This window comes from Rhizobium sp. WSM1328 (genome assembly GCF_057653715.1).
In genome coordinates, this window is sequence record NZ_JBYGKO010000002.1 from 229,284 (window position 1) to 253,961 (window position 24,678).

At 60.9% G+C, this 24,678-nt stretch carries 21 protein-coding genes and 1 pseudogene; 11 read left to right on the top strand and 11 right to left on the bottom strand.

What is annotated here, in order from left to right; translation table 11 throughout:
• Positions 1-33: 33 nt before the first annotated feature.
• On the top strand, positions 34-936 hold the full coding sequence (locus AC2444_RS24625; protein WP_017996134.1) for a LysR family transcriptional regulator: 903 nt from the start codon (positions 34-36) through the stop codon (positions 934-936).
• Between the two features lie 78 nt (positions 937-1,014).
• Here the strand turns inward: AC2444_RS24625 and AC2444_RS24630 are convergent, their stop codons facing one another.
• Positions 1,015-2,241: an MFS transporter gene (locus AC2444_RS24630; protein ID WP_017996133.1), complete on the bottom strand. Its 1,227-nt coding sequence runs from the start codon at positions 2,239-2,241 to the stop codon at positions 1,015-1,017.
• A 119-nt stretch (positions 2,242-2,360) separates the two neighbouring features.
• On the opposite strand from AC2444_RS24630, the gene AC2444_RS24635 reads away from it, so the two are divergent.
• A complete protein-coding gene (locus AC2444_RS24635; RefSeq protein WP_012755140.1) occupies positions 2,361-2,960 on the top strand; it encodes a TetR/AcrR family transcriptional regulator in 600 nt (199 codons plus the stop codon).
• 186 nt (positions 2,961-3,146) lie between these two features.
• The gene (locus AC2444_RS24640) at positions 3,147-4,484 is read left to right on the top strand and encodes an epoxide hydrolase family protein (protein ID WP_017996132.1); all 1,338 of its coding nucleotides are present in this window, start codon (positions 3,147-3,149) and stop codon (positions 4,482-4,484) included.
• Positions 4,485-4,607: 123 nt separating this feature from the next.
• Here AC2444_RS24640 and AC2444_RS24645 read toward each other — a convergent pair whose 3' ends face one another.
• The 5 genes from AC2444_RS24645 to paoA are packed head-to-tail and all read right to left on the bottom strand — an operon-like array spanning position 4,608 to position 9,993.
• Positions 4,608-5,219: a nucleotidyltransferase family protein gene (locus AC2444_RS24645; RefSeq protein ID WP_128449345.1), complete on the bottom strand. Its 612-nt coding sequence runs from the start codon at positions 5,217-5,219 to the stop codon at positions 4,608-4,610.
• A complete protein-coding gene (locus AC2444_RS24650) occupies positions 5,212-6,141 on the bottom strand; it encodes an XdhC family protein (RefSeq protein ID WP_017996130.1) in 930 nt (309 codons plus the stop codon). The genes AC2444_RS24645 and AC2444_RS24650 overlap by 8 nt, the downstream gene beginning before the upstream one ends.
• 55 nt (positions 6,142-6,196) lie before the next feature.
• A complete protein-coding gene (gene paoC, locus AC2444_RS24655) occupies positions 6,197-8,395 on the bottom strand; it encodes an aldehyde oxidoreductase molybdenum-binding subunit PaoC (RefSeq protein WP_128449344.1) in 2,199 nt (732 codons plus the stop codon).
• A 3-nt stretch (positions 8,396-8,398) separates the two neighbouring features.
• A complete protein-coding gene (locus tag AC2444_RS24660) occupies positions 8,399-9,349 on the bottom strand; it encodes an FAD binding domain-containing protein (RefSeq protein ID WP_128449343.1) in 951 nt (316 codons plus the stop codon).
• A complete protein-coding gene (paoA, locus tag AC2444_RS24665; RefSeq protein WP_128438861.1) occupies positions 9,346-9,993 on the bottom strand; it encodes an aldehyde dehydrogenase iron-sulfur subunit PaoA in 648 nt (215 codons plus the stop codon). Before paoA ends, AC2444_RS24660 begins: the two co-directional genes overlap by 4 nt.
• Positions 9,994-10,225: 232 nt before the next feature.
• Between paoA and AC2444_RS24670 the strand changes: the two genes are divergently transcribed.
• Complete coding sequence (locus AC2444_RS24670; RefSeq protein ID WP_206615919.1) at positions 10,226-11,092, top strand: creatininase family protein; 867 nt, start codon at positions 10,226-10,228, stop codon at positions 11,090-11,092.
• Here the strand turns inward: AC2444_RS24670 and AC2444_RS24675 are convergent.
• Entirely contained in the window at positions 11,055-12,044 is a 990-nt protein-coding gene (locus AC2444_RS24675; protein WP_003562367.1) for a LysR family transcriptional regulator, read from the bottom strand. The two genes, AC2444_RS24670 and AC2444_RS24675, sit on opposite strands and share 38 nt — an antisense overlap.
• Before the next feature lie 183 nt (positions 12,045-12,227).
• On the opposite strand from AC2444_RS24675, the gene AC2444_RS24680 reads away from it, so the two are divergent.
• The 6 genes from AC2444_RS24680 (at position 12,228) to AC2444_RS24705 (ending at position 18,292) form a co-directional block, all read left to right on the top strand.
• Positions 12,228-13,244, top strand: coding sequence for an ABC transporter substrate-binding protein (locus AC2444_RS24680; protein WP_017996127.1), 1,017 nt, complete (start codon positions 12,228-12,230; stop codon positions 13,242-13,244).
• A 67-nt stretch (positions 13,245-13,311) separates the two neighbouring features.
• Positions 13,312-14,136 (top strand): ABC transporter ATP-binding protein, encoded by an 825-nt coding sequence (locus AC2444_RS24685; protein WP_012755149.1) that lies wholly within the window; start codon positions 13,312-13,314, stop codon positions 14,134-14,136.
• Complete coding sequence (locus AC2444_RS24690; protein ID WP_017996126.1) at positions 14,136-14,990, top strand: ABC transporter permease; 855 nt, start codon at positions 14,136-14,138, stop codon at positions 14,988-14,990. Before AC2444_RS24685 ends, AC2444_RS24690 begins: the two co-directional genes overlap by 1 nt.
• On the top strand, positions 14,990-16,303 hold the full coding sequence (locus AC2444_RS24695) for a cytosine deaminase (protein WP_128449341.1): 1,314 nt from the start codon (positions 14,990-14,992) through the stop codon (positions 16,301-16,303). Before AC2444_RS24690 ends, AC2444_RS24695 begins: the two co-directional genes overlap by 1 nt.
• A 1-nt stretch (position 16,304) precedes the next feature.
• Positions 16,305-17,714, top strand: coding sequence for an FAD-binding oxidoreductase (locus AC2444_RS24700; RefSeq protein ID WP_128449340.1), 1,410 nt, complete (start codon positions 16,305-16,307; stop codon positions 17,712-17,714).
• Positions 17,711-18,292, top strand: coding sequence for an NAD(P)H-dependent oxidoreductase (locus AC2444_RS24705; RefSeq protein WP_128449339.1), 582 nt, complete (start codon positions 17,711-17,713; stop codon positions 18,290-18,292). Before AC2444_RS24700 ends, AC2444_RS24705 begins: the two co-directional genes overlap by 4 nt.
• Here the strand turns inward: AC2444_RS24705 and AC2444_RS24710 are convergent.
• Entirely contained in the window at positions 18,289-18,678 is a 390-nt protein-coding gene (locus AC2444_RS24710; protein WP_003562360.1) for a RidA family protein, read from the bottom strand. The two genes, AC2444_RS24705 and AC2444_RS24710, sit on opposite strands and share 4 nt — an antisense overlap.
• 189 nt (positions 18,679-18,867) lie before the next feature.
• Positions 18,868-20,745, bottom strand: a complete 1,878-nt coding sequence (locus tag AC2444_RS24715) for a HAMP domain-containing methyl-accepting chemotaxis protein (protein ID WP_017996121.1) — start codon at positions 20,743-20,745, stop codon at positions 18,868-18,870.
• A 369-nt stretch (positions 20,746-21,114) separates the two neighbouring features.
• Here AC2444_RS24715 and AC2444_RS24720 point away from each other — a divergent pair.
• Positions 21,115-21,551 (top strand): annotated as a pseudogene (locus AC2444_RS24720) (GNAT family N-acetyltransferase).
• Positions 21,552-21,634: 83 nt separating this feature from the next.
• Here AC2444_RS24720 and fhuF read toward each other — a convergent pair.
• Together fhuF and AC2444_RS24730 are read right to left on the bottom strand one after the other, a co-directional pair.
• Positions 21,635-22,417, bottom strand: a complete 783-nt coding sequence (gene fhuF / locus AC2444_RS24725; protein ID WP_128449338.1) for a siderophore-iron reductase FhuF — start codon at positions 22,415-22,417, stop codon at positions 21,635-21,637.
• 9 nt (positions 22,418-22,426) lie between these two features.
• Positions 22,427-24,610: a TonB-dependent siderophore receptor gene (locus AC2444_RS24730; RefSeq protein WP_128449337.1), complete on the bottom strand. Its 2,184-nt coding sequence runs from the start codon at positions 24,608-24,610 to the stop codon at positions 22,427-22,429.
• Between the last annotated feature and the right edge of the window lie 68 nt (positions 24,611-24,678).

Genomic DNA, 24,678 nt, shown 5'->3' on the forward strand with positions numbered 1-24,678 from the left:
AAACCGGCATGCGATGATGAACAGATCGGGACGATGGAGCTATCCAGCCTGAAGGAACTTGAAGCGGCCATTGCAATTGCCAGGCGCGGGACTTTTCGAGCAGCGGCCATTGATCTCGGTATGTCCACGACCGCGTTGAGCCATACGATAAGCAGGCTCGAGGCGGGACTTGGCGTGCGGTTGTTTAACCGCACCACCCGCAGTGTGTCGCTGACGGATGCCGGCCGGTTGTTTGTGCAGCAGGTTGGGCCCACGCTTCAGGATCTCCATGCTGCTCTGGATCTGGTACGCTCCCACCGCGAGACTCCTTCCGGTACGATACGGATCAACGCAGCGCCATTTGCGGCGCGCGCCATCGTCTCACCGCTCGTGCTGGAGTTCCTGCGCCGCTATCCCGACATGAATGTCGATATCGTTACCGAGGGTAAAATGGTCGATATCGTCAAGGACGGGTTCGATCTGGGCGTCAGGGTAGAAGGCCTCGTTCCCAGCGACATGATTGCCGTTTCGCTCGGCCGGCCTCAGCGACACGCAGTGGTTGGGTCGCCCGAGTATTTCGAGAAACATGGTAAGCCCACGGTGCCTCCGGATCTTCTCAGTCACAGGTGCATTCGTGTTCGCCTGCCAGACGGCTCCTTGTTTCGATGGCGGTTCGAAAAGGACGGCGAGTCGTTGCAGATCGACGTGCGGGGGCCAATCGCACTCGACGAGACCAGTCTTACGCGGACTGCTGTGATCGAAAGCGCCGGCGTGGGCTATCTCTTTGAACAGGACATTCTCTCGGACATAGAGGCGGGGCGCGTTGTGCGCGTTTTGAAAGATTGGACGCCGCCGTATCCAGGGCTATGTCTATACTATCCTGGACGCCGAAATCTATCGGCTGGCGTCCGAGCATTCCTCGACTTAGCTCGTGAGTTCTCCCGAAAAGTGGGTTGACCCACTGCCTTCACCTTGAACGGTTTAGAACCGTTGGCGGTGAACCCTCCTGCGTCGCTCCTGCCTACCGCCCGCCTACTACTGCGCCGGTTCCAGCATCGCGCAATCTTCCCCGCCGTTGCACTCTCCCGAGAGGGTGCGCTGACCGAGCGCAATGATAAGGACGGTTGCGGCCCCGGCGGCTGCAGACACCCAGAATCCGCTCTGGGGACCGTAGCTGTCGACGACCCAGCCGGAGACGAAAGCGCCGAGCGCCATGCCGATGCCGATGCCGGTCATTACCCAGGTGACGCCTTCCGTCAGCACCGATTCCGGCACGCGACGCTCAATCAGTCCGAAGGCCGTAATAAAGGTCGGCGAGATTGCGATGCCACTGACGAAGACGGCCACAGCAAGCAGGGTTACCGAACTGCCGGCGACGAGCAGCGGCAGCGAGGTCAGGGCGAGGATCGCAACAGCGATCAACAACTGACGGTGCAAGGGGATGCGGATATTTAGCGCGCCGAGGGTCAAACCCACTAGGAAGGAACCGAGGGCATAGACACCGATGACCAGGCTTGCGGCATTCGGCTGACCAAGCTCCTTGGTGATGGCGACAACACTCACTTCAGCGGTTGCGAAGATCGCGCCGACGAAGATCAGCGCGAGTGTGATGATCTGCACCGGGCGCTGGCGGATCGCAGAGCCAACCGAAGCCGCGCCGGCGACATGACGCACCTTCGGCTCGGTGCCGCGCTGCACGATGAAGGCGGCCGTTCCGAGCGCCAGAAAAGCTGTGCTCACTATCATGCCGGCCTCCGGGAATAGGGCGACGGCCAGCCCGACCGACAGCGAGGCGCCGGCGATGTAGACCAGTTCGTCCGCGGCACTTTCGAACGCGAAGGCGGTGTTGAGTTCGGGCCGGTTGCGAAAGAGTTCCGTCCAGCGCGCCCGCATCAGCGCCGGAATGCTTGGCATGGCCGCCGCGAGGAAGGCAGAGGCAAATAGCGTCCACACCGGCCAGTTCTGATTGGCCGCGGTGATCAGCGCGATGAACGCCATCACCGATACCATGGTTGTTGGAACGACGACTGCCGTCTGGCCCAGTCGGTCGACCGCTCGCGAAATCTGCGGTGAAATCACAGCATTGGTGAGCGCATAGGTCGCCGACACGGCGCCTGCCAGCCAATATTCGCCACGTGCCTGGGAAAGCATGGCGACGATGCCAATCGGCGCCATGGCGATAGGAAGGCGTGCGAAAAAGCCGGCTGCGGAGAAGCCCTTGGCCCCAGGTGCCGCGAATATTTGTTTATACGGATTTGACATGGGACGATCCTTCCAGATATCGGATAGAACGCTTATATACGGAGCGTATGTGTTTTAGATAATGCATACGTTCCGTATGTCAATGAAAAAGATACGCGGCGTATGCCAATGGAGAAGAGATGCGCAAACCGCGCCAGGAGATGATCGCAGAGACCCGCGGCAAACTGATCGCAGCCGGGCGGCGTGCCTTTGGCACGATCGGCTACGCGGAAGCCTCGATGGACGATTTCACCGGCGAAGCGGGACTGACGCGCGGCGCCCTCTATCACCACTTCGGTGACAAGACGGGCCTGCTCCAGGCCGTCATCATCGAAATCGATGCAGAAATGACGGACCGGCTGAACGAGGTCTCGGCCGCCGCTCCCACGCGCTGGCAGGGATTTGTCGACGAGTGCTCCGCCTATATCGAAATGGCGCTTGAGCCTGAAATCCAGCGTATCATGTTTCGCGATGGCCCGGCTGTGCTCGGCGATATCTCGCAATGGCAGAACACCCCCGGCTGCATCGCCGCCCTCTCCCGCAGCCTCGACCGTCTCAAGGCCGATGGCGAGATCATCGATATCGACACCGAAACCGCCGCTCGCCTCATCAATGGCGCTAGCAGCCATATGGCGCTGTGGATCGCCAATGCGGAGAATCCGGAGGCGGTTTCGAAGCGGGCGGTCGCGGGATTCAAGGCTATGTTGGGCAGCCTCCGCAGGCAGCAAGGAGGTGTTTGATTTTCTATTCAGGCGCCATCGGGCCTGGGTCGTTCCCTTGACGATCGCGTTCCTGCCGCTGTGTAGCCACCGCTCCACACTCTGATACGTTTTTGGCATTTCCTGAAACATGCCAGATACCCAGACCCGTCAGACATCACTCCGTCACGAAATGTCGCCCTGGGCGACAAGAACATGGAGTGCCACATGAAGAAGTTTGACAATATTTTCGCCTGGCGCCGGCTTGCCCGCGGAGCAATGGTGATGGCGGTTGGACCGATGTTGCTGTTCCCAGCCGGTTACCTTGTGCCGGCGAGTGCCGCCGACGTCACATCGGACGGGCCGGCGACGCCGATCGAGGCCGACGAAACGATCCGCCCGTTCCAGATCCACGTTCCGCAGTCACAGCTTGACGATCTGCGCAAGCGCGTTGCCGAAACGCGTTGGCCAGACAAGGAGACCGTGAGCGACACCTCGCAAGGCATCCAGCTTTCGCGCGTCCAGGATCTGGTCCGTTACTGGGGCACTGATTACGATTGGCGCAAAGCCGAGGCGGAGCTCAATGCACTTCCGGAATTCATCACGACGATCGACGGCGTCGATATCCAGTTCATCCATGTGCGATCGCGTCATCCCAACGCCCTTCCGGTCATTTTGACCCATGGTTGGCCGGGTTCGACCTTCGAGTTCATCAAGGCGATCGGCCCTCTTACCGATCCGACTGCCTATGGCGGTAAAGAGGAGGACGCATTTGATGTCGTCATCCCTTCGATCCCCGGCTACGGCTTTTCGGGTAAGCCGACGGAGCTTGGCTGGGGCCCCGACCGCGTTGCGCGGGCATGGGACATCCTGATGAAGCGGCTCGGCTACGCGCACTACGTTTCCCAGGGTGGCGACCATGGTTCCGTTATCTCCGACGCGCTGGCGCGCCAGGCACCGAAGGGTTTGCTTGGTATCCATCTCAACATGCCGGCGACCGTTCCGGGCAATCTCACCAAGGCGATCAACAGTGGAGACCCGGCTCCCGCAGGGCTGTCGGCGCCCGAGCGGGATGCCTATGAATCCCTGAGCACCTTTTTTGGCCGGAATGCCGCCTATGGGGCCGTGATGGTGACGCGTCCGCAGACGATCGGCTACTCGCTTTCCGACTCGCCGTCGGGCCTGGCTGCCTGGATCTACGAAAAATTTGCGCAGTGGAGCGATAGCGAGGGCATTCCCGAGCGTGTTTTTTCCAAGGACGAAATGCTGAATGACATCACATTGTACTGGCTGACCAACACTGGGGCATCCTCGTCGCGGTTCTATTGGGAAAACAACAACAACAACTTCAGCTCAGACGCCCAGAAGACCAAAGAGATCAAGATCCCGGTGGCAATCAGCGTATTCCCAAAGGAGATCTACCAGGCGCCGGAGAGTTGGAGCAAGCAGGCCTATCCCACGCTGCATTACTACCACCGTGTCGATATGGGCGGTCACTTCGCCGCTTGGGAACAGCCCCAGCTTTTCGCTGAGGAACTGCGAGAGGCATTCAGACCGGTGCGCTGATCCATCGGCTGCAGAATGACGGCTTGGCATATCCGCGGCTGAGAGTGGCGAATTCAAAGCCGCGGAGAATCGAGCTCGAACCGTTTCATCAAATCATCCTCATCCCATTGTATTTTCCGCGGGTCAGTTCAATGCGCCGCCCGCTGCCAATACCTCGTCCGGCGTATCGACATCGAGCAAGGCTGCGTCGCCAACATCGACATCAAGCACAGGCAATCCTGATGTGGCGATGATATCGCGCGCGCCGACATCGCCTTCAAGTCTCAGGACTGCCTGATTGAGAGAACGTGGCAGGATAACGGGGTTGCCCGGTTTCCCTCGCGAGACCGCGCGCACGACGGCGTCGCCGCCCACATTGCGAAAGGCGGAGATAAGGGCATCGAGATGCGTCGTGGAAATGCCGGGCATATCGGCGAGCATGACGAGAATGCCGTCGGCGCTGTCAGCGCCCCTCGATGAGAATCCTGCCATGAGCGAGCTCGCCATGCCGCTGGCGTAATCGGGATTATCGGCGAAAGTCAGAGCGAGCCCATCGAGCGCGGCCTCGATCTCGCTCCGGCAATGACCTGTGACGACGATAACGGAGGCTGCATCCGTACCGAGCGCGGTCAATGTTGACCGCCGCACGAGCGGCACGCCATCGAACTCGGCCAGCAGCTTGTGCTTCCCGCCCTCACCCATCCGGCTTGCCTTGCCGGCAGCAAGAATGACGATCGCGACTGACGCCTTACGCATAAGCCACCAGTCTTGCCGCAGCGATGTCAGCCAGAACCGACAGGGCGAGCGAGGTTGCATCTCGCGTCGGGCCGAACATCCCGATGGGCGCTTTGATGCGACCGATGTCATCCTTTCCGAAAGCCATGGTTGTCAACCGCACGACACGCCGATGATGCGTGCGGCTACTGCCGAGCGCGCCGATATAAAAGGCGGGCGAGTGAAGCGCGGTCTCGAGAATGGCGGCTTCGGCGTCGAGGTCATGATGCAGGAGCACAACGGCCGTGAAGGGGTCGATGATGTCGGCCGCAACCCTGCCCCCCTCGCCCTGTCCTCTGACGATCACGTCGTAGCCGGAAGCCTCGGCCAGTCGTGCGACGGCCTGCGCTTCGATCGTCTGCCCGGAAAGGACGACGCGGGTGCGGGGACGGTAGACGCTCAGGAAATCTCGCTCGAGCCAGCACGCCCGTGACAGTGGGTCTACCGCTTCGAGCGTCTGACGTTCTGGCGAATAGGCAAGACCGGCTGCCTGCCGCCGTTCGAGACGATCGAGAACCTCCCGCAAAGCGCTGACATCTTTGAGGACATGGATTGCGACGGTGATCCCGCCGCCGCAGGGAAGGACAATGTCGAAGAAGGGAGAGCCGTCGCCGAATTTGACCGTGCGGTCCCGTCCTTCCGCCATTGCCAGAAGCGCTTCGGAAGCGACGGCGGCTTCGACACATCCGCCGGAGACATAGCCGCAGAACCGCCCGTCTGCGGCAACCGCCATATGAGCGCCGAGCGCCCGCGCGGCCCCGCCCCGGATGTCAACGAGAGTGGCGAGCGCCGCCACGCCAAGACCATGGGCGTCTATCGCGAAGCGAAGCAGGTCCGACGGATCGTCGGTGGACGAGGCCCTGACGGGAATTGGCGCCGTGATGGGCGCAAGTGTCTGATCCATCGGAAATCCTACAGGAATTGGCGGCGGTCCGCTTTCGAGACCGCCGCCGAAATAATCAGGCCACGTCCGGCAAGCCGCCGATAAGCTTGTCAAGCGTCAGCGGATAGTGCCGAACCCTGACGCCGGTCGCGTTATAGACGGCGTTGGCGATTGCTGCCGCGACGCCGCAAAGGCCAAGCTCGCCGACGCCCTTGGCCTTCATCGGCGAGGACATCGGATCGGTCTCGTCCATGAAGATTACCTCCTGGTGCGGAATGTCGGCATGCACCGCCACTTCGTAGCTGGCGAGATCGTGGTTGACGAAGAAGCCGCGGCGGGTGTCGACCGCCAATTCCTCGGACAGTGCGCCGCCGGCCCCCATCATCATCGCGCCGATGACCTGGCTGCGGGCGGTGATCGGGTTGAGGATGCGGCCCGCCGCGCAGACTGCGAGCATCCTGCGAATACGGCTTTCTCCCGTAGCAATGTCGACGCCAACCTCCACGAAGTGTGCGCCGAATGTCGATTGCTGATGCGTCTCGGTAAGCTCTCCCCACTTGATGGTGTCCTCGCCGACAAGACCCTCCGGACCGGCGGCTTCGGCAAGAGGCACCGAACGATTGCCCGAGCGGACCGCGCCATTCTCGAAGATGACGTCTTCGGAGTTGAAGCCGAGCTTCTTGGCGATTGCCTCACGCAGCTTGACACAGGCTGCGTAGACGCCGGACGTGGAGGAATTCGCACCGAACTGTCCGCCGGAACCAGCAGAAACCGGAAAACGCGAGTCGCCAAGTTGGACGGCGACCTTGTCGATCGCAACCCCCATCATCTCGGCGGCAGTCTGGGCGATGATCGTGTAGCTGCCGGTCCCGATGTCGGTCATGTCGGTTTCGACAGTCACGACGCCTTCCCGGTCAAGCTTTACCCTTGCTCCTGAAGGAAGGACGAGGTTGTTGCGGAAGGCGGCGGCAACGCCCATGCCGACCAGCCAGTTGCCGTCACGCCTGGAACCGGGCTTCCCCCGGTTACTCCAGCCAAACCGCTCCGCACCGAGCGTGAGGCAGCCGATGAGATTGCGCTGGGAAAAAGGCCGCTGCGGCTTTTCCGGATCGACCTGCGTGTCGTTGACGATCCGAAACTGCACAGGATCGATCCCAACTTTTTCGGCAATCTCGTCGATGGCGATTTCGAGCGCCATCAATCCGGGGGCTTCGCCCGGAGCGCGCATGGCGTTGCCCTCCGGGAGGTCGAGTGTCGCCAGCCGCATCGCGGTCATCCGGTTCGCCCCTGCATAGAGAAGACGGGTCTGATTGACAGCGGTCTCAAGCTGGCCGCCGGGTTGGTCGCCCGACCAGCTTTCGTGCGCTATGGCGGTGATCTTGCCGTCACGCTCGGTTCCAATGCGGATCCGCTGGATCGTCGCCGGCCGGTGGGTGGTGTTGTTCATGAGAAAGGGCCGGGGCAAGGCGACCTTGACGGGCCGCTTTGCCGCACGCGCGCCGACAACGGCCAGCACGGCATCCGCCCGCAGGAACAGCTTGCCGCCGAAGCCGCCGCCGATGAAGGGCGACATGAGGTGGATCTTCTCCTTGTCGATGTCGAGCGTCGTCGCAAGGTCGGAGCGCCACCAGTCGATCATCTGGCTGGAGGTCCAGACGGTCACCTCTTCGCCGTTCCAGGCTGCGATCGATGCGTGCGGCTCCATCATCGCATGTGACTGGTCGGGCGTCGTGTAAGATGCGTCAACAGTGACGGGAGCTGACCTGAAGGCCGCCTCGAAGTCGCCGACCGCTGTATCGGGCTGCTGCGATTCATCCGGCTTGACGGCTGAATCCTTTGCCATGCCGAGATCGAACACACCCTTCTCCTCGGCATAGTCGACCTTGACCAGGGAGGCTGCGGCGCGTGCCTGCTCGAAGGTCTCGGCGACGATGACCGCAATTGCCTGGTGATAGTGCTGAATCTCGTCGCCGCCAAAAAGCTTGGCGGTGTTGAACTTGCCCTTCTTCCGCTCGCCGATGTCGAGCGTCGTCACGACGGCAAGCACACCCGGAGCCCTCTTGGCGGCGGACACGTCCATGGACGTGATGCGGCCCTTGGCGATGGCCGCACCGATGGGATAGCCGTAGGCGTAGGACATATTCGGATCGTGCCACTCATAGGCGTACATCGCGCGGCCGGTCGTCTTGAGCTGGCCGTCGATCCGATGGATCGGCTGACCGACCACCTTCAGATTATCGATCGGGTTGGTTGTCGCTGGCGTATCGAACTGCATGGCTCAACCCCTTGCTTCGGCGATGACCGCGCCGAGCGTGCGCTCGACCAGACGGACCTTGAAACGGTTCTGTTCGGTAGGACGGGCGCCGGCAAGAAGGACGTCTGCCGCCGCGCGCGCACCTTTCGGCAGCTCGGCTTCGGCTGCCTCGATGCGCCATGGCTTATGGGCGATGCCGCCGACGGCGACCCGCCCTGTACCATCCGGCTGGATCACGGCTCCGACCGAGACGAGTGCGAAGGCATAGGAGGCACGGTCTCGCACCTTGCGATAGATGTGCTTGCCGCCGAACGGGGGCGGCAGCAGGACCGCCGTGATAAACTCGCCGCGCTCGAGAACGGTTTCGATATCAGGCGTGTCGCCGGGCAATCGATGAAAGTCGGCGATCGCAATTGCGCGATGACTGCCGTCGGCCTTGACCGTTTCCACGACAGCATCGAGCGCCCGCATGGCGATCGCCATGTCACTCGGATGCGTGGCGATGCAAGCTTCGCTGGTGCCGACGACGGCATGCTGGCGGCTAAAGCCGCCGATGGCCGAACAGCCGCTGCCCGGCTGCCGCTTGTTGCACGGCTGGTTCGGGTCATAGAAATAGGGACAGCGCGTGCGCTGCAGGAGGTTGCCGGCCGTCGTCGCCTTGTTGCGCAGTTGCCCGGAGGCACCCGCGACCAAGGCGCGGGACAACAGACCATAGTCGCGGCGAACAGTCTCGTGCGCTGCAAGATCGGTGTTGCGGACCAAGGCGCCGATGCGCAGCCCGCCCCCCGGCGTGGGCTCGATCTTGTCGAGGCCGAGACCGTTGACGTCGATCAGATGCGTCGGCGTTTCGATCTCGAGCTTCATCAGGTCGAGGAGGTTGGTGCCGCCGGCGATGAATTTGGCTTCAGGATTGGAGGCTGCCGCCTTGGCAGCGGTCTCGACGGATGAGGCACGTTCGTAGGTGAAGGCTCTCATGCTTTTATCCCCGCGACTTCCGAAATGGCATCGATAATGTTGGAATAGGCGCCGCATCGACAGATATTGCCGCTCATGCGCTCGCGGATCTCGGCCGGAGTGACCGCCGCCTCAGCCGTAAGATCGCTGGTGACGTGGCTCGGTATGTTCGCCTTGATCTCTTCCAGCACCGCCACGGAGGAACAGATCTGTCCCGGCGTGCAGTAGCCGCACTGGAAGCCGTCATGCTTGACGAAGGCCGTCTGCATCGGATGAAGGTTTCCAGGCTGGCCGAGGCCCTCGATCGTGGTGATCTGATCGCCTTCGTGCATGACCGCCAGCGTCAGGCAGGAGTTGATGCGGTGGCCGTCGACCATGACGGTGCATGCACCGCACTGGCCGTGGTCGCATCCCTTTTTCGTGCCTGTGAGATGCAGGTTCTCGCGCAACGCGTCGAGCAGCGACGTTCTGTTGTCGACCTCGAGATCGCGGTTCTGACCGTTAACCGTGAAGGAAACTTTCGATGTATAGGCCATGTCATTTCCTGGGGGCTGCGCCGCCGCGGGCGCGACGGCTCCGGTGACCGCAATCGCTGCGGCCGACGAGATAAGTAGATCTCGACGGGAAAGTTCCAGTTGTGTCTGGCTTGGCATGAACTGTTCCACCTTGCTCGTTGGACATGGGCGCGTCAACGCCGTCTGCTGAGGTAGTGCAACTCCGCCTCCTGATTAGACCCCTTCCGTTGCATACGGTTATCGATCTGGCTCATGAATTCCCCGGGCCGCGGTCATAAGATGCCGCGAACCACATCTTCAATGAAGTTGGCTTGAATGTGGAAGCGCCGGCGGAGTAACGCCCGTCGATGCGCGCGAAAAAAAGCAGCGCCATGCGCAAAAAATGATGCTTTTCGGGCTCATCATTATTCCCTACTCCCTATCGAAGCAGGTGACGAAAAGGGATGACCGCATGCCCACGCCGTTTTACTGGAACGAGCTCAATACATATGATTTTGCCGGCCTCTCCCCCGAGACCACGATTGCCGTTCTGCCCATCGCCTCGACGGAACAGCACGGCCCGCATCTGCCGATCGCAACGGATGTCGCCATCGCGACCGGCATGCTGGCGGAGCTGAAGCGGCAGCGGTCGGAGGATCTGGACATCCTGGTCCTTCCGACACAGGAGGTCGGCAAGGCCAACGAACACATCTACGGCCCCGGCACGCTGTCGCTCAGTGCAGAGCTGCTCATCCCCGTCTGGACGGCGATTGGCGCAAAGGTTGCCGAAGCCGGGCTGCGGAAGATGGTGATCGTCAATTCCCACGGCGGCAATGTCGACATCATGAGCATCGTCGCGCGCGAACTGCGCGTGCGCCATCAAATGGCGGTGGTCTCCACGCAATGGGGCCGCTTCGGTCACCCCGAAGGCATGGTCAGCGATCACGAGAGCAAATACGGCATCCACGGCGGCGATGTCGAAACATCGTTGATGCTGCACTTCCGCCCCGAGCTGGTGCGCATGGACAAGGCGCAGAACTTTGCCTCCAAGGCCGAAGGGATGCGGCAGCAATCCAAATTTCTTCAGCCTCTGCCGCCGCATTCGCTGGCCTGGATCGCGCATGACCTCAATCCCCTCGGCGTTGTCGGCGATGCCTCGATCGCCACGGCTGAAAAGGGCGAGGCGATCTGCCGCCATCAGGTCAAGGGGTTTGTCGAGCTGCTCCGGGATCTCAAGGCCTATCCGCTTTCGAATCTCTATGTGAAATAGGCTCAGCCGCGGGTTTGACATCCGGTGGGATATGACCCTTGGCCTGCAATTCCTGCACCAGGCCGAGCAGTTCGGCGAGCAGATATTCGACGAAAAGGCTGGTGGCCGCGTCGAGAGGCGCGCGGGCGCGGGCAAACAGCTTCATTTGCTGGTAACGCGCATGCGGCTCGGCGATCGGCCGGAAGACGAGTTCACCGCGCCGGCATTCGGTGATGACGTCGAGCGGATTGAGCAGCGTCAGCCCGGTGCCGCATTTGACCAGCTGCTTCAGCATCTCCGATGCATTGGTTTCCAGCACCGGCTCGACCGAGATCGGCAGGCGCGCAAAAGCAAGGTTGATCACCTCGCGCAGGCTGGTGCCCGGCTGCGCCAGAACCAGTTTTTCCTGGGTGACATCGGCAAGGTTGATCGGCCCGGGACCGATCAGGTGATGCCCTGGCGGCAGCACGACACCGATCGGGATATCGAAATTTCCAAGCGTGCGGATGCCTGGAGTGGCGGGGATGTTGAAGCCGAGACCGATATCCACCTCGCCGGATACAACGGGGCTGGCCGTCGTGCCGCCGGTATCGTTGCGCAGCTGGACGAAGACGCGCGGATGCTCTGAAAGAAAGCGCGCGATGATTTCGGGCAGCGGCCCGGCGGCAAGCCCAACGGTCGTCACCATGCGCACCTTGCCGGCCTGCTGCATCTTGAGGCTGCGGATGCGCCCCTCCAGGCGCTCGTAATTCTTCAGCACGTCCCGGATATGTTCGATGCAGAGTTCGCCGGCAGCCGTCAGCCGCAGGCCACGCGGCAACCGCTCGAAAAGCGGCGCCCCGATCTCCTCCTCCAGCGCCAAAATCTGCCTGTTAACCGCCGATGACGCAACATTGAGGCGCGCGGCCGCCTTGCGGATCGAACCGCACCGGGCGATCTCGTTGATGTAAAGAAGGCGTCTGGAGTGCAGCATGGTCTCTCCGATGCATAAATTTTGCGCAGGGCGCACAAATTATTTTCAGCTTTCCGACAGATGCCGAAAAGGCATCAATGCGCACGAATTTTGATGCTTTTCAAAGCGCATGGCAATGGCTCAAATTCCCTCAAAAGGGAGCCACTAAGGTCTCCCTCGGCCACAAAAGGGGAACTGCCGACCATGTTGAAAGCACAGACGAAGATGCAATTCCTGAGCTGCCTCGGCCTCGCCTCGATGCTTGCGGCTGCCTCACCGGCGCTTGCCCTCGACAAGGTGAGCTACGGGACGAACTGGCTTGCCCAGGCGGAGCATGGCGGCTTCTACCAAGCCGTCGCCGACGGCACCTATGCAAAATACGGCCTCGACGTCACCATCGTCCAGGGCGGCCCGAATGCTGCAAACAGCGCCCTATTGATCTCCGGCAAGCTCGATTTCTACATGGGCGGCCCTCAGGGAGAGATATCCGCCGTCGAACAGGGCATTCCGCTGGTCGATGTCGCCGCGATCTTCCAAAAGGATCCGCAGGTACTGATCGCCCATCCGGACAACGGCGTCGACAAGTTCGAGGACCTCGCCAAGCTGAAAACGCTGTTCCTCAGCAAGGACGGCTATCTCACCTATTTCGAGTGGATGAAGGCCAACTTCAAAGGCTTCAAGGACGAGCAGTACAAGCCCTATAACTTCAGTCCCGCCCCCTTCCTCGCAGACAAGGAGTCTGCCCAGCAAGGGTACCTGACCTCCGAACCCTACGAGATCCAGAAGCAGGCAGGCTTCGAGCCAAAGGTCTTCCTGCTCGCCGACAACGGCTACTCACCCTATTCGACGATGATCACGACCACGCAGGCGACGATCGATGGCAAGCCCGACGTCGTGCAGCGCTTCGTCGATGCCTCGATCGAGGGCTGGTACAATTACCTCTACGGCGACAACACCAAGGCGAACGCGCTGATCAAGAAGGACAATCCTGAAATAACGGACGGCCAGATCGCCTATTCGGTCACCAAGATGAAGGAATACGGCATCATCGAATCCGGCGACAGCCTGGACAAGGGCATCGGCTGCATCACCGACGCCCATTACAAGAAGTTCTTCGACGAGATGACTGCTATCAAGGTCTTCAAGACCGACACCGACTATACCAAGGCCTTCACGACGAAGTTCGTCTGCAAGGGCGCCGGAATGGCGCTGAAGAAATAAGCCTCCCAGGCCAGGTCCGCCGCTCGTCTGGCGGCGGACCGCACTCCTTCGATAAATGAGCGAGAAAATGTCCCTAGCCGAAACCAAGGCGGCGCCTTCCAAGGAGGCGAGAAAGCGGCCACTGGTCGTCATGCAGTCGGTGTCGAAGGTCTTTTCCAGCGGCACGACAGCGCTCTCGGGCATGTCGTTGACCGTCGAAAGTGGCGAATTCATCAGCCTGCTTGGCCCCTCCGGCTGCGGCAAGTCCACGGCGCTGCGCATCATCGCCGGCCTTGGCGACATCACCGCGGGCAAGATCGACTGGCCGAGTTCACGGATCAATTCCAAGGGCCTGCCTGAAGGTGATATCGGCTTCGTCTTTCAAGAGCCGACGCTGATGCCGTGGAAGACCGTTTTCGGCAACGTCTACCTGCCGCTGAAACTGCGCGGGATCTCCAAGGCGGAAGCCCGCGGCCGGATCACCGAAGCGCTGGCGACCGTCAGCCTCCAGGATTTCGCCGACGCCTATCCGCGCGAACTCTCCGGCGGCATGAAGATGCGCGTGTCGATCGCCCGCGCGCTGGTGACCAAGCCGAAGCTGCTGCTGATGGACGAGCCTTTCGCCGCACTCGACGAGATCACCCGCCAGAAACTCAACGACGACGTGCTGCGGCTGTGGAAGGCGACCGGCATTACGGTGATCTTCGTGACGCATTCGGTATTTGAATCCGCTTATCTCTCGAACCGCATCGTGGTGATGAAGGCGAGGCCCGGCCGCGTGCATGCCGATTTTCCGCTGACCACCAGCCTTGAGCGGGATTCGCATTATCGAACCTCGGAACAATATCGGCAGGCCTGCGAAAAAGCGTCTCGTTCGCTGATCGAGGCGATGGGCGGATCGGAGGATCACTGATGAGCGTCGAAAGCATCGAAACCGCAGAAGCCGCATCTCCGCCCGGCTCCCGACCGGCGAACGCCCGGCGGCGTGAGTTAGCCCTGCGCATTGCCGTGCCTTTCCTCGTCATCACCGTGCTCATCATCGCCTGGGAGCTTTACGTGGTGCTCTCGGACGTTCCGCCATACATCCTGCCCGGTCCCGGCGCGGTGGCTGCGGCCTTCATCAATGATTGGGGCACGCTGGCGCCGGCCCTCTGGGTCACGACCAAGATCACCTTCATCTCGCTGATGCTGGCGCTGATTGGCGGCGTGGGGTTTGCAATCTTCCTGGTGCAATCGCGCTGGATCGAGATCGCCTTCTATCCGCTCGCCGTTATCCTGCAGGTGACGCCGATCGTGGCGATCTCGCCGCTGATCCTGATCTACGCTCCCTCCACGCAGGTCGCGCTTCTCATCTGCGCCTTCCTCGTCGCGTTCTTCCCGATCCTTTCGAACATGGTGCAGGGCCTGAAGAGCGTCGACCATAATCTGATCAACCTCTTTGAGCTCTACGGCGCCTCGCGCTGGCAGACGCTGTTCTTTCTCAAACTGCCTGCCGCCCAACCCTATTTCATGACCGGTCTTCGCATCGGCGGCGGCCTCGCACTGATCGCCGCCGTCGTCGCCGAATTTGCCGCAGGATCCGCCGGTGCCGGCTCCGGCCTCGCCTTCCGCCTGCTCGAAGCGCAGTACCGGATGAACATCCCGCGGCTCTTCGCCGCCCTCTTGATGCTCTCCATGCTTGGCGTAGCGATCTTCGGCCTCACCACCCTCATTGCCTGGCTGAGCCTTCATCGCTGGCATGAAAGCAGCATCAAACGGGAAAACTGATGACCTATTCCTTCATATCCCCGCCGAATGCGGCCCGCTTCGTGTTGAGCAACGCGACAGTGCCCGCCGTCACCGTCGAGCATGTCGACGTGCCGGTCACCGAAGGGCTGGCCACGGTCGATATCGTCATCAGCGACGGCATGGTTGCCGCCATTCGGCCGGCCGGCGCCGCACCCGCCGATTATGCCAGGATCGATCTCAAGGACGGCATGGTCTGGCCGTGCTTTGCCGATATCCATACTCATCTCGACAAAGGCCATATCTGGCCGCGCCAGGCCAATCCCGACGGCAGCTTCATGGGCGCGCTCGATGCCGTCAGGGCCGACCGGGAAGCAAACTGGTCGGCCGCAGACGTCAATCGGCGCATGGAATTCTCGCTCCGCTCCGCCTATGCCCATGGCACCAGCCTGATCCGTACGCACCTGGACTCGCTTGCGCCACAGCATCGCATCTCCTTCGAGGTTTTTGCCGAAATCCGGGATGCCTGGAAAGACAGGATCGCACTGCAGGCGGTCGCCCTCTTCCCGCTGGATGCCTTGGGGGACAGCGCCTTCTTTGCCGATCTCGTCACAACAATCCGACAGAACGGCGGCCTGCTTGGCGGCGTCACCAGGATGGGGCCGGAGCTCGTCTGGCAGCTCGACACGCTCTTCAGGACTGCCTGGGAGCATGGCCTTGATGTCGATCTGCATGTCGACGAGACGGATGATCGCGGCGCCGAGACGCTAAAGGCAATCGCCGAGGCCGTACTGCGCAACGGGTTCGAGGGCAAGGTGACCGCCGGCCATTGCTGCTCGCTCGCCCGCCAGGACGAAGACACCGCCGCGCGCACCGTTGAATTGGTCGCCAAGGCAGGTGTCGCGGTCATCGCGCTGCCGATGTGCAACATGTATCTGCAGGACCGCTATCCCGGCCGCACCCCGCGCTGGCGCGGCGTCACCCTGTTCAAGGAGCTGGCCGCCGCCGGTGTCGCGACCGCAGTCGCATCCGACAATACCCGTGATCCCTTCTATGCCTATGGCGACCTCGATCCGGTGGAGGTCTTCCGCGAGGCCGTGCGGATTCTGCATCTCGATCACCCGCTCGATACCGCCGCCCGTGTCGTCACCACCTCGCCCGCCGCCATCGTCGGGCGACCGGACAAGGGTCGCATCGCCGCCGGCGATCCGGCCGATCTCGTGCTCTTCAGCGCGCGGCGCTGGAGTGAATTCCTGTCCCGTCCGCAGTCTGACCGCGTCGTGCTTCGCCGCGGCAAGGTGATCGACCGCAGCCTGCCGGACTACCGTGAACTCGATAACGTCGTTGGAGCCTGACATGGCCGATTATCAAAAGATCAAAAAGGAACTCGAAGGCATCGCCGTCGAGGATAATCCGGCGCTGGTTCGCCAGAAGAGCCGGGATTTCTACTGGTATTCGCCTGTACTCAAAGCTCAGCTCGACAATGTGACGGCCGATCTCGTCGTTACGCCGAAGACCGAGGAAGAGGTCATCCGGACGCTGAAGGTCGCCTATGCCCATGGCGTGCCGGTCACGCCGCGCGGCGCCGGCACCGGCAATTACGGCCAGGCCATGCCGCTTTCCGGCGGCATCGTTCTCAATCTTGCAGCCATGGACAAGATCAAGGAGATCCAGCCTGGCCGCGTCATCTGCGAACCGGGCATCGTGCTTGCCCAACTCGACAAGCAGACCAAGGCCCATTCCGGCCAGGAGCTGCGCTTCCATCCCTCCACCGCCCAGACGGCGACGGTCGGCGGCTTTATCGCCGGCGGTTCCGGCGGCGTCGGCTCGATCACCTGGGGCGGCTTGCGCGACCTCGGCAATATATTGCGCCTGCGTGTCGTCACCATGGAGGCCGAACCGCGCGTCCTCGATCTTACCGGCTGGGATCTCCAGAAGGTAAGCCACGCCTACGGCACCAACGGCATCATCACCGAGATCGAGATGCCGCTTGCACCTGCCTATGACTGGGTCGATGTGCTCGTCGGTTATGACGACTTCATGGAAGCGGTGCGCTTCTCCGATGCGCTGGCGAAATGCAACGGCATTCTCGTCAAGGAGATCGCGCCGATCGCCGCTCCCATTCCTTACGACTATTTCACCCGCCACAAGCCCTACATCCGTCAAGGCCAGTCGATCGTCGTGCTGATGATCGCGCCGCACTCCATGGATGCCTTTCTTGCCTTCACGGCGGCGCAGAAGGGCGAGATCATGTTCCGCTCCGACAAGGTGGAAAGCATGCGCGGCATCCCGCATGCCTATGAGCTTGCCTGGAACCACACGACATTGCGTGCGCTGAAGGTCGATCCGAGCTTCACCTATCTGCAGGTGCAATATCCGGGACCGGATCATGTCGCCAAGGTTCGGAAGATGGTCGAAATCTTCGGTGACGAAGTACCGGGTCATCTCGAATTCATCAAATTCGACGGCCAGATCCAGTGCTCCGGTCTGCCACTGGTGCGCTATACCACCGAGGAGCGGTTGGAAGAGATCATCAAGATCCATCAGGACAATGGTTGCCCGATCTTCAACCCGCACCGCTATACGCTCGAAGAAGGCGGCATGAAGCGCACCGACGCGGTGCAACTCGCCTTCAAGCAGGAAACCGATCCGAAGGGCCTGCTTAATCCCGGCAAGATGATTGCGTGGGACAATCCCGATTTCGATTTCAACGCCGGCAAGAATTATCTCTTCCCGGGCCTGGCAGCCGTCATGGAGGCTTCATGAGGGTTCTTGTCCTCCACTCTCACCCGGTCGAGGAAAGTTACGGCAAGGCGCTTTACCGGCAGACCGTCAAGAGCCTTGAGAAGGCCGGGCATATTGTGGACGCCTGCGACCTCTATGAAGAGCAGTTCGATCCGGTGCTCTCGCGCCACGACCGGCTCGTCTATCACGACTATCCGGAAAACCTGAAGCTGGTGGAATTGCACGTCGAACGGCTCAAGGCGGCCGAGGGGCTGGTGATCTGCACCCCGATCTGGAACTTCGGCTTTCCGGCAATCCTGAAGGGATATTTCGACCGCGTCTGGCTGCCGGGCGTCTCCTTCGAGCTGGTTAACGGCAAGGTGGAATCGCGGCTGCGCCACATCCGCAAGCTCGCAGCCGTCCTGACTTACGGCGCAACGCCCTTCCGGGCCTTCGCCGCCGGCAACCCGCCAAAGAAAATCGTCAAGCGCGTGCTGAGGGCGCAGATCAATCCGGTGAGGCCGGTGACGTTCCTCGCCCATTACGACATGAACAATTGCACGCCGGAGACGCGGGCAAAATTCCTCGCCCGCGTCGGAGACGCGATGGAGCGCTTTTAGAAGATTTTCGCCGCCGTCACTTCGACTTCGACGAGGAACTCGGGGCGGGTAAAGCCTCCGATGACGAGCAAGGTGGAAACCGGCTTCGGATCGAGCGTATAGCGATCCCGCACAGCCATATAGGCCGGGAAGTCCTCGCGGCGGGTGACGAAGCCCGAAATGCGGATGACATCGGCAAAACTCATCTCCGCCTCTTCGAGGATCGCCTTGATCGCCTCGAAGCAGAGTTCCGCCTGAGCAGTGATGTCGCTCGGAACAGCATCGTCGAGACTGATACCAAGCTGGCCCGACGTGACGAGCAGCGATGCGCCAGGCGGCACCAGCAGGCCGTGATTATAATTTCCAAAAGGCCGGCGCACCGAGGCCGGATTGAAGGTTTTCTTCATCGATCGCTCTAAAATTCCTATAGGTCCGTAGATCCCGCGACCCTACAGGATGCGGCGGGATATGAGAATATCGCTGCCGCTCATGATAAGTTGCGAGGAATGATGTGGGACAACCCGCCGCGGAGGGGCCGAGGATCGTCCAGGCGCCAGTTCAATATCCACGGTACTTAGTCTGATGTCCGCCGCGCTTCATCTTTGTATCACGCGCCGCGAGGCGACCAAGTGGATGGGGCTGTTGCCTTCAAAGGCTCGTCCGCTGCGCTGCCCGTCCGCCGCGCCTCTGTCGCCGTCCAATTGAAACTGATTGACCAGATCCCGCAGCCGGCCTGCCTCGGAGGACAATGAGGCAACGGCAGCTGTCGATTGTTCGACCATCGCTGCATTTTGCTGGGTCGCTTGGTCCATCTGATTGACGGCCGTGTTGATCTCGGCAAGTCCAATCGATTGCTCGCGCGCCGATGTGGCAATCGCATCCATGAGTTGGTTAATCTGTATGACGTATTCACCGATCGACTTGAGCGACGTTCCGGTTTCGAGAACCAATTTCACGCCATTTTCCACATCAGTTGACGACTTTTGAATAAAGCCCTTGATCTCCTTGGCCGCTTGAGCGGCGCGCTGGGCGAGCTCACGGACTTCCTGGGCGACAACGGCAAAACCCTTGCCCGCCTCACCCGCACGGGCAGCCTCAACGCCAGCATTCAGCGCCAGGAGGTTCGTCTGGAAGGCGATTTCATCGATTGCACCAATGATGTTCGAAATCTGCTGTGAACTGTCTTCGATGCGGCGCATGGCCTGTTCCGCCTCAGAGACGACCGTTGCCGACCGCTGGGCACTGATATCGGCTTCTTTGGCCACGTTGCGTGCCTCGTCGGTGCGTTTGGTCGACATCGTCACATTCGAGGTGATCTCGTCCAAGGCTGCAGCCGTCTCCTCGAGAGAGGCAGCTTGTTGTTCAGTGCGTTTGGAAAGATCCTGCGCGGCAGATGCAATTTCACCGGTACCATTGTCGATGCTGTGTACCGTCTCGAGCACGGCCCCGATGGTCGCACCCAATTGCCGGAGCGAAGCGTTGAAGTCTTCGCGCAAGGCTTCGTATTCGGCCGCAAATTGCTCCGAAAGCTGGAAGGAAATGTCGCCTGCTGCAAGCCGCCGGAGGCCTCCGCCCAAAGTCGTGGTCGCGAAGCGCAACTGTTCTGCCTCGCGTTCGGCGCGCTGTTGGGCTGCGGCGCGCGCTGCTTCGCTCTCGCTGCGGGATTCGGCGGCTTCCTTCTCCAGCCTGACGACGTTTAGGGCATTCTGACGGAAGATTTCAACCGCGCCGGCCATTTCGCCGACTTCGTCGGTGCGACCGGCATAGGGAATATCACTGTCGAGATCGCCATCCGACAAGCGCCTCATGGCCGAAGCGATGCTTCGGATTGGGTTAGCAATGCCCGATATCGCAAAGAATATGCCGGCAACGGCAAGAAGCACGGCCAGCGTTGCGATCGTAGCCGTCAGCATGAAAGCGGATTGTGCGGAAGCACCGCTCGCGGCCACGAAACCTTCGGCCTGGCCGAGAATGAAGGCGACCAGATCTGCAACCGCCTTGTTCATCAGCTCGGCTTGTGGCTCCATATTTTCCTTGAAGAGACGGATTGCTTCAGGCGTCTTCCCGTCATTTTCAGACGCGATCATTTGCTCTGCAAGCGCGCGATATTTGGCGAGTTCCGGCTTGATCTGATTGATCAGTTCGCGCCCCCGCTCGGTGCGGACGCCTTTTTCGTATTCGCCAACAACTGTGTCGAGCGCGGCGCCGGCTGCATCGATTTTTTGCTGTCCGACATTCCGCTCCTCCGCTGTATTCTCCAGGAGATACTGGGCATAGACCAATTTCAAGTCGAGGAAGTCATCCTTGATCTCCCGGGCCGTCACAAGCCGCTGCATCCAGAAGGTCCCGATCTGCTCGGTATTGGCACGAAGTGTCGAAATCGTGCTCAGCGAGATATAGGACAGGCCAACCATGAACAGACTGATGATCGACAGCTTTAAGATCAGGGCTTGTTTGATGCTCGGGCGCTTCATGCGGGTCTCCTCGAAGGTCTGGAACGACCGGCATGCCGGCTGATGCAAGATCTCGCGCCAGATTCAATAATTTAGTATTAACTAAACAATGATCCCGCTCTTTTTCCTGGAATCTTCTGAGCAGATCCATACTTCCGCGATTAATTAAACGACATGCGACTTAAAGTTCCTGGAAATCCAAGGAAATAGCAGCCATGGCGAGCGAAAATGGGAGCGCCATCAGGTCTCGGTACCAGGAATGAATCGGTCGTCATTGACCCGGCTTTGGACATCAATCGCCGTCAGGGCAACGTCGATCCGCTCACGCAGCCGTCCTGCCGTCCGCGACGAGAGATCCTGACGGGCAAGGCGGAGCTCTGCCGATCGATCATGGGGCTTTGCCAGATTGGCTTTCAGAACCTGAGGTTATCGAAGCGGGCGCCCCGGCGATCGAAGACCTGCCGGTGTTCGGCTATGTCGAAGCCGATGTCGTGACCGCGTTGATGGCCTTGAAGCCGCACCCGCCGGGCGCCGTCGAGATCGCGCTGATTGCGACGCGACCCGAATATCACGGTCGCGGCGCCGGACGCCATCTCGTCGATGCGGCAGAACGTTTCGGCCACGAAACGGGTGCGCGGCTGCTGACGGTCAAGACGCTCGCCCCGCGCGGCCGCGACGAACCGCAGTTCGAGGCGACGCGGCGCTTCTATGACCGGAACGGCTTCGTGCGGGCTGAGGTCTTTGCAAAGCTCTGGCACGAGGACCATCCATGCCTGTTCATGGTCAAGCCGCTCGCTGGTGTCCAGGTAGGTGAGGCTACGCTTTGAGACGACGAGATTTTCTGCTTGGCGCGCATTTGCAATAACTGGCGCGCAGGGCACCCGTCTCTGCGCGCGGTGGACGATAGGAGCTAGTGGCGCCCCTCCGGCAGCGGGCAGGCTTCGCCGCAGCCGCCGACGCCCGGCAGGTTATAGCGCAGGCAGCAGACTTTCCGGCGCACGAATTCGAGCCCGCATTGCTGGCGCGCAATGCGGATCATGCCGAACATCGGGTTGCGCCCGCCGCCCGGCCATTGAGCTTCTTCCAGCAGCGCCAGGCCACCTTCGACGAGGAGGGGCTCATGGCGATGAGCGATCTCCTTCAGAATCCAGGAGAGATAGGCCGCGACATTGTTCCAGAGAAGCTTCGGCGCGACGCCGGCATTGGCGGCGATCGCCGCGATGACGGGCTCGGCGTGACCGACCATCAGCCGGTGAAGCTCGCCGGCCGGGTCAGTCGTCACCTCGGGCCTGCCGGACATCACGAATGCTTCCGGTTCGCCTGTCTGGTCGGTACAGACGAGCGATAGGCGGTCGATCTCTAGCGGCAGCCCGATGTGGTGCACGAACAAATGGACGCTGGGGGCGATGGTCAGCATGCTGAAGTAGTAGAGCGTCCACATCGAGACGATCGCACGACGGTCGCTGCCGGGAAATTTTTGCGCATACCGGCCAATGATCTCGTCGAGGATCGCCCGGTCGCAAAGATCTCTGCAGGAAACGACGATACCCGTCTGCGGCGGGGAATCGAGCAGCTTGCCGCGGCAATAAGAGAACGGTCCGTCGCCCACCAGTCCGTCGAGGTTGACGGTCTGGTGGGCGACAGGATGGTCAGCGATCAAGGTCGGGCGCTGGAGCGCCCCGTTTGTCTCCATTGCCGTGCCTTACCACCGGTATTTCAGGGTGCCGGTAATGTTACGGCCCTGGCCGAGATAGCAGAAGCCCTCATTGCAGACAGTGTCGCGTTCGTCGGCAATGTTGCGGATATTGAAGGCGGCCGTCAGGCCCTCATATTTCTTGTCGACCGCGCCGAAATCATAAGCGGCGGACGCATCGACATAGAAACCCGAAGGGTTTTTCGAAGTATTGGCGGTATCCGTCCAGTTCTCGCTGACGTAACGGACACCCGCGCCGACCGACAGCCCGTTGAACGGATTGATTTCCTGGAACGTATAGTTGGCCCAGAGACTTGCGACATGCGAGGGGGTCACAGCCGGCGTGTTGCCCTCGTTTTCACCACCTCCGGTCACCTCGGAATGGTTGTAGGTGTAGGCTGCGATGAGATCCAGGCCATCGGCGACTGCCGCGCGGGCTTCAAGCTCGATGCCCGTTCCCGTCACCTCGCCGAGCGAGTTATAGGCAAGGGTCAGGGGATTGGCCAACACCGGCTTGTTCTTTTCGACGATGTGATAGGCGACCGCCGATAACAGGATATCGGTGCCGGGCGGCTGGTACTTCACGCCGAGTTCGTATTGTTCGCCCTCCGTCGGTTCCAGGATCTTGCCGGATGCCGACCGGTTGGTCACGGGATCGAAAGAGGTCGCATAGGAAACGAATGGCGCGATGCCGTTGTCGAAGAGGTAAAGCGCGCCGGTCTGCCAGGAGAAGGCATTCTTGCTGACGTCTTCGGAGGCGTTCAACCCCAAAGAGGGATAGGTCGTGTCACGCGTCTGGTTCACCCAGGTCTGGCGGCCGCCGAGATTGAAGCGCCAGTTGCCGGCCTCGATCTGGTCCATGGCGTAAACACCGACCTGCCGCATGTCGGCGTCGGCAACGATGAAGTTATAGGCCGGCGTGGCGCCCGACACGCCATAGGTCGGATTGGCGATATCGAAATCGAATGCCGGGTTGACGGCGCCGATGCCGTAGCCCCAGTTCGACTGGAGATTGGTGTAGTCGAGCCCGAAGAGCATCGTGTGGGCAATCGGACCTGTATCGAACTTCGCCTCGAGCTGGTTGTCGACCTGGAAGACGTTCATCTCGTCCCGGATCGAGCTGGCGTTGCGATGCGCGACGGTCCCGGTCCAGCTGGAAACGCCGAGGTAGCGAGCGCGAAGATCGAGATGCGAGTAACGCAGGTTCTGCCGGAACGTCAGGCCGTTGTCGAATTCATGCTCGAACTGATAGCCGACCTGCTGCTGCTTGACCTTCTGGTAGTCGTAATCGGGATCGCTCTGCCTAATGTCGAGTATTCTGCCGTCCAGCGTCGTGATCGCGCCGACATTGGAGTCGGTCTCGTCGGCCTGCACCAGACCGTACAGCGTGAAGGTCGTGCCCTCGTCAGGTTTCCAGGTAAGGGACGGTGCCAGGAAATAGCGGTCGTCGGCAATATCGAAATTGGTGTCGCCGTGACGGGCAAGGCCGACGATGCGATAGAGAAAATCGTCATTTCCTTCGCTGATCGGCCCGCCGAAATCGAACATCGCCTGAGCCCGATCCTTGGTGCTGTAGGAGATACCGACTTCGTGGATCGGCTCTTCGGTCGGAAGCTTCGATATCTTGTTGACGAGGCCGCCCGGCGATCCGGAGCCGTAGAGAACGGATACCGGCCCCTTGATCACCTCGACGCGCTGCAACTGATAGGGATCGGTGCGGAACATGCCGTAATCGATATAGGGCTGACGCAAGCTGTCACGGTAGTCGCCAACCGTCGTAACGTTGAAGCCGCGAATGAAGATCTGGTCGAAGCGCGGATCGAACCCGTTCGGTCCGGTTGTCACGCCGGCCGAATAGCGCACGGCCTCGATGATGCTCTGGGCGCCACGCTGCTCGATTTCCTTCTCCGTGGTCACCGAGACCGAACGCGGCGTCTCGACGAGCGGCGTGTTGATCTTGGTCGCAGCCGAACTGTTCTTGGCAGCAACGGACGTCCGGTCGGTCTTGCTATCAGAGGATGCACCTTGAATGACGATCGGCTCCAGTGTCGTCGCGCTGCCATCTGTCGATGCGCTCTGAGCGGAAGCCGGCGATGCTGCAACACCGATCAGCAGGATCGCTGTCGCGACAAATAGGCTATCGTTATAAATTCGCGATACATTATTAGAAACATTCAAAAAAACACGCGCCATTGCTTGGTCCCTACACCACCGATCTGGGCGGAACCTATGGAGCGAAATTGGCCTTGTCAACGTAAGGT

Excerpts from the sequence above, each read along its gene's own strand:
- AC2444_RS24625 (WP_017996134.1), top strand. The coding sequence starts at position 34 with ATGGAGCTATCCAGCCTGAAGGAACTTGAAGCGGCCATTGCAATTGCC.
- AC2444_RS24715 (WP_017996121.1), bottom strand. The coding sequence starts at position 20,745 with ATGAAGCGCCCGAGCATCAAACAAGCCCTGATCTTAAAGCTGTCGATC.
- AC2444_RS24640 (WP_017996132.1), top strand. The coding sequence starts at position 3,147 with ATGAAGAAGTTTGACAATATTTTCGCCTGGCGCCGGCTTGCCCGCGGA.
- AC2444_RS24730 (WP_128449337.1), bottom strand. The coding sequence starts at position 24,610 with ATGGCGCGTGTTTTTTTGAATGTTTCTAATAATGTATCGCGAATTTAT.
- AC2444_RS24645 (WP_128449345.1), bottom strand. The coding sequence starts at position 5,219 with ATGCGTAAGGCGTCAGTCGCGATCGTCATTCTTGCTGCCGGCAAGGCA.
- AC2444_RS24680 (WP_017996127.1), top strand. The coding sequence starts at position 12,228 with ATGTTGAAAGCACAGACGAAGATGCAATTCCTGAGCTGCCTCGGCCTC.
- AC2444_RS24650 (WP_017996130.1), bottom strand. The coding sequence starts at position 6,141 with ATGGATCAGACACTTGCGCCCATCACGGCGCCAATTCCCGTCAGGGCC.
- AC2444_RS24710 (WP_003562360.1), bottom strand. The coding sequence starts at position 18,678 with ATGAAGAAAACCTTCAATCCGGCCTCGGTGCGCCGGCCTTTTGGAAAT.
- AC2444_RS24700 (WP_128449340.1), top strand. The coding sequence starts at position 16,305 with ATGGCCGATTATCAAAAGATCAAAAAGGAACTCGAAGGCATCGCCGTC.
- AC2444_RS24635 (WP_012755140.1), top strand. The coding sequence starts at position 2,361 with ATGCGCAAACCGCGCCAGGAGATGATCGCAGAGACCCGCGGCAAACTG.
- AC2444_RS24685 (WP_012755149.1), top strand. The coding sequence starts at position 13,312 with ATGTCCCTAGCCGAAACCAAGGCGGCGCCTTCCAAGGAGGCGAGAAAG.
- AC2444_RS24630 (WP_017996133.1), bottom strand. The coding sequence starts at position 2,241 with ATGTCAAATCCGTATAAACAAATATTCGCGGCACCTGGGGCCAAGGGC.
- fhuF (WP_128449338.1), bottom strand. The coding sequence starts at position 22,417 with ATGGAGACAAACGGGGCGCTCCAGCGCCCGACCTTGATCGCTGACCAT.
- AC2444_RS24675 (WP_003562367.1), bottom strand. The coding sequence starts at position 12,044 with ATGCTGCACTCCAGACGCCTTCTTTACATCAACGAGATCGCCCGGTGC.
- AC2444_RS24690 (WP_017996126.1), top strand. The coding sequence starts at position 14,136 with ATGAGCGTCGAAAGCATCGAAACCGCAGAAGCCGCATCTCCGCCCGGC.
- AC2444_RS24695 (WP_128449341.1), top strand. The coding sequence starts at position 14,990 with ATGACCTATTCCTTCATATCCCCGCCGAATGCGGCCCGCTTCGTGTTG.
- AC2444_RS24670 (WP_206615919.1), top strand. The coding sequence starts at position 10,226 with ATGATGCTTTTCGGGCTCATCATTATTCCCTACTCCCTATCGAAGCAG.
- AC2444_RS24660 (WP_128449343.1), bottom strand. The coding sequence starts at position 9,349 with ATGAGAGCCTTCACCTACGAACGTGCCTCATCCGTCGAGACCGCTGCC.
- AC2444_RS24705 (WP_128449339.1), top strand. The coding sequence starts at position 17,711 with ATGAGGGTTCTTGTCCTCCACTCTCACCCGGTCGAGGAAAGTTACGGC.
- paoC (WP_128449344.1), bottom strand. The coding sequence starts at position 8,395 with ATGCAGTTCGATACGCCAGCGACAACCAACCCGATCGATAATCTGAAG.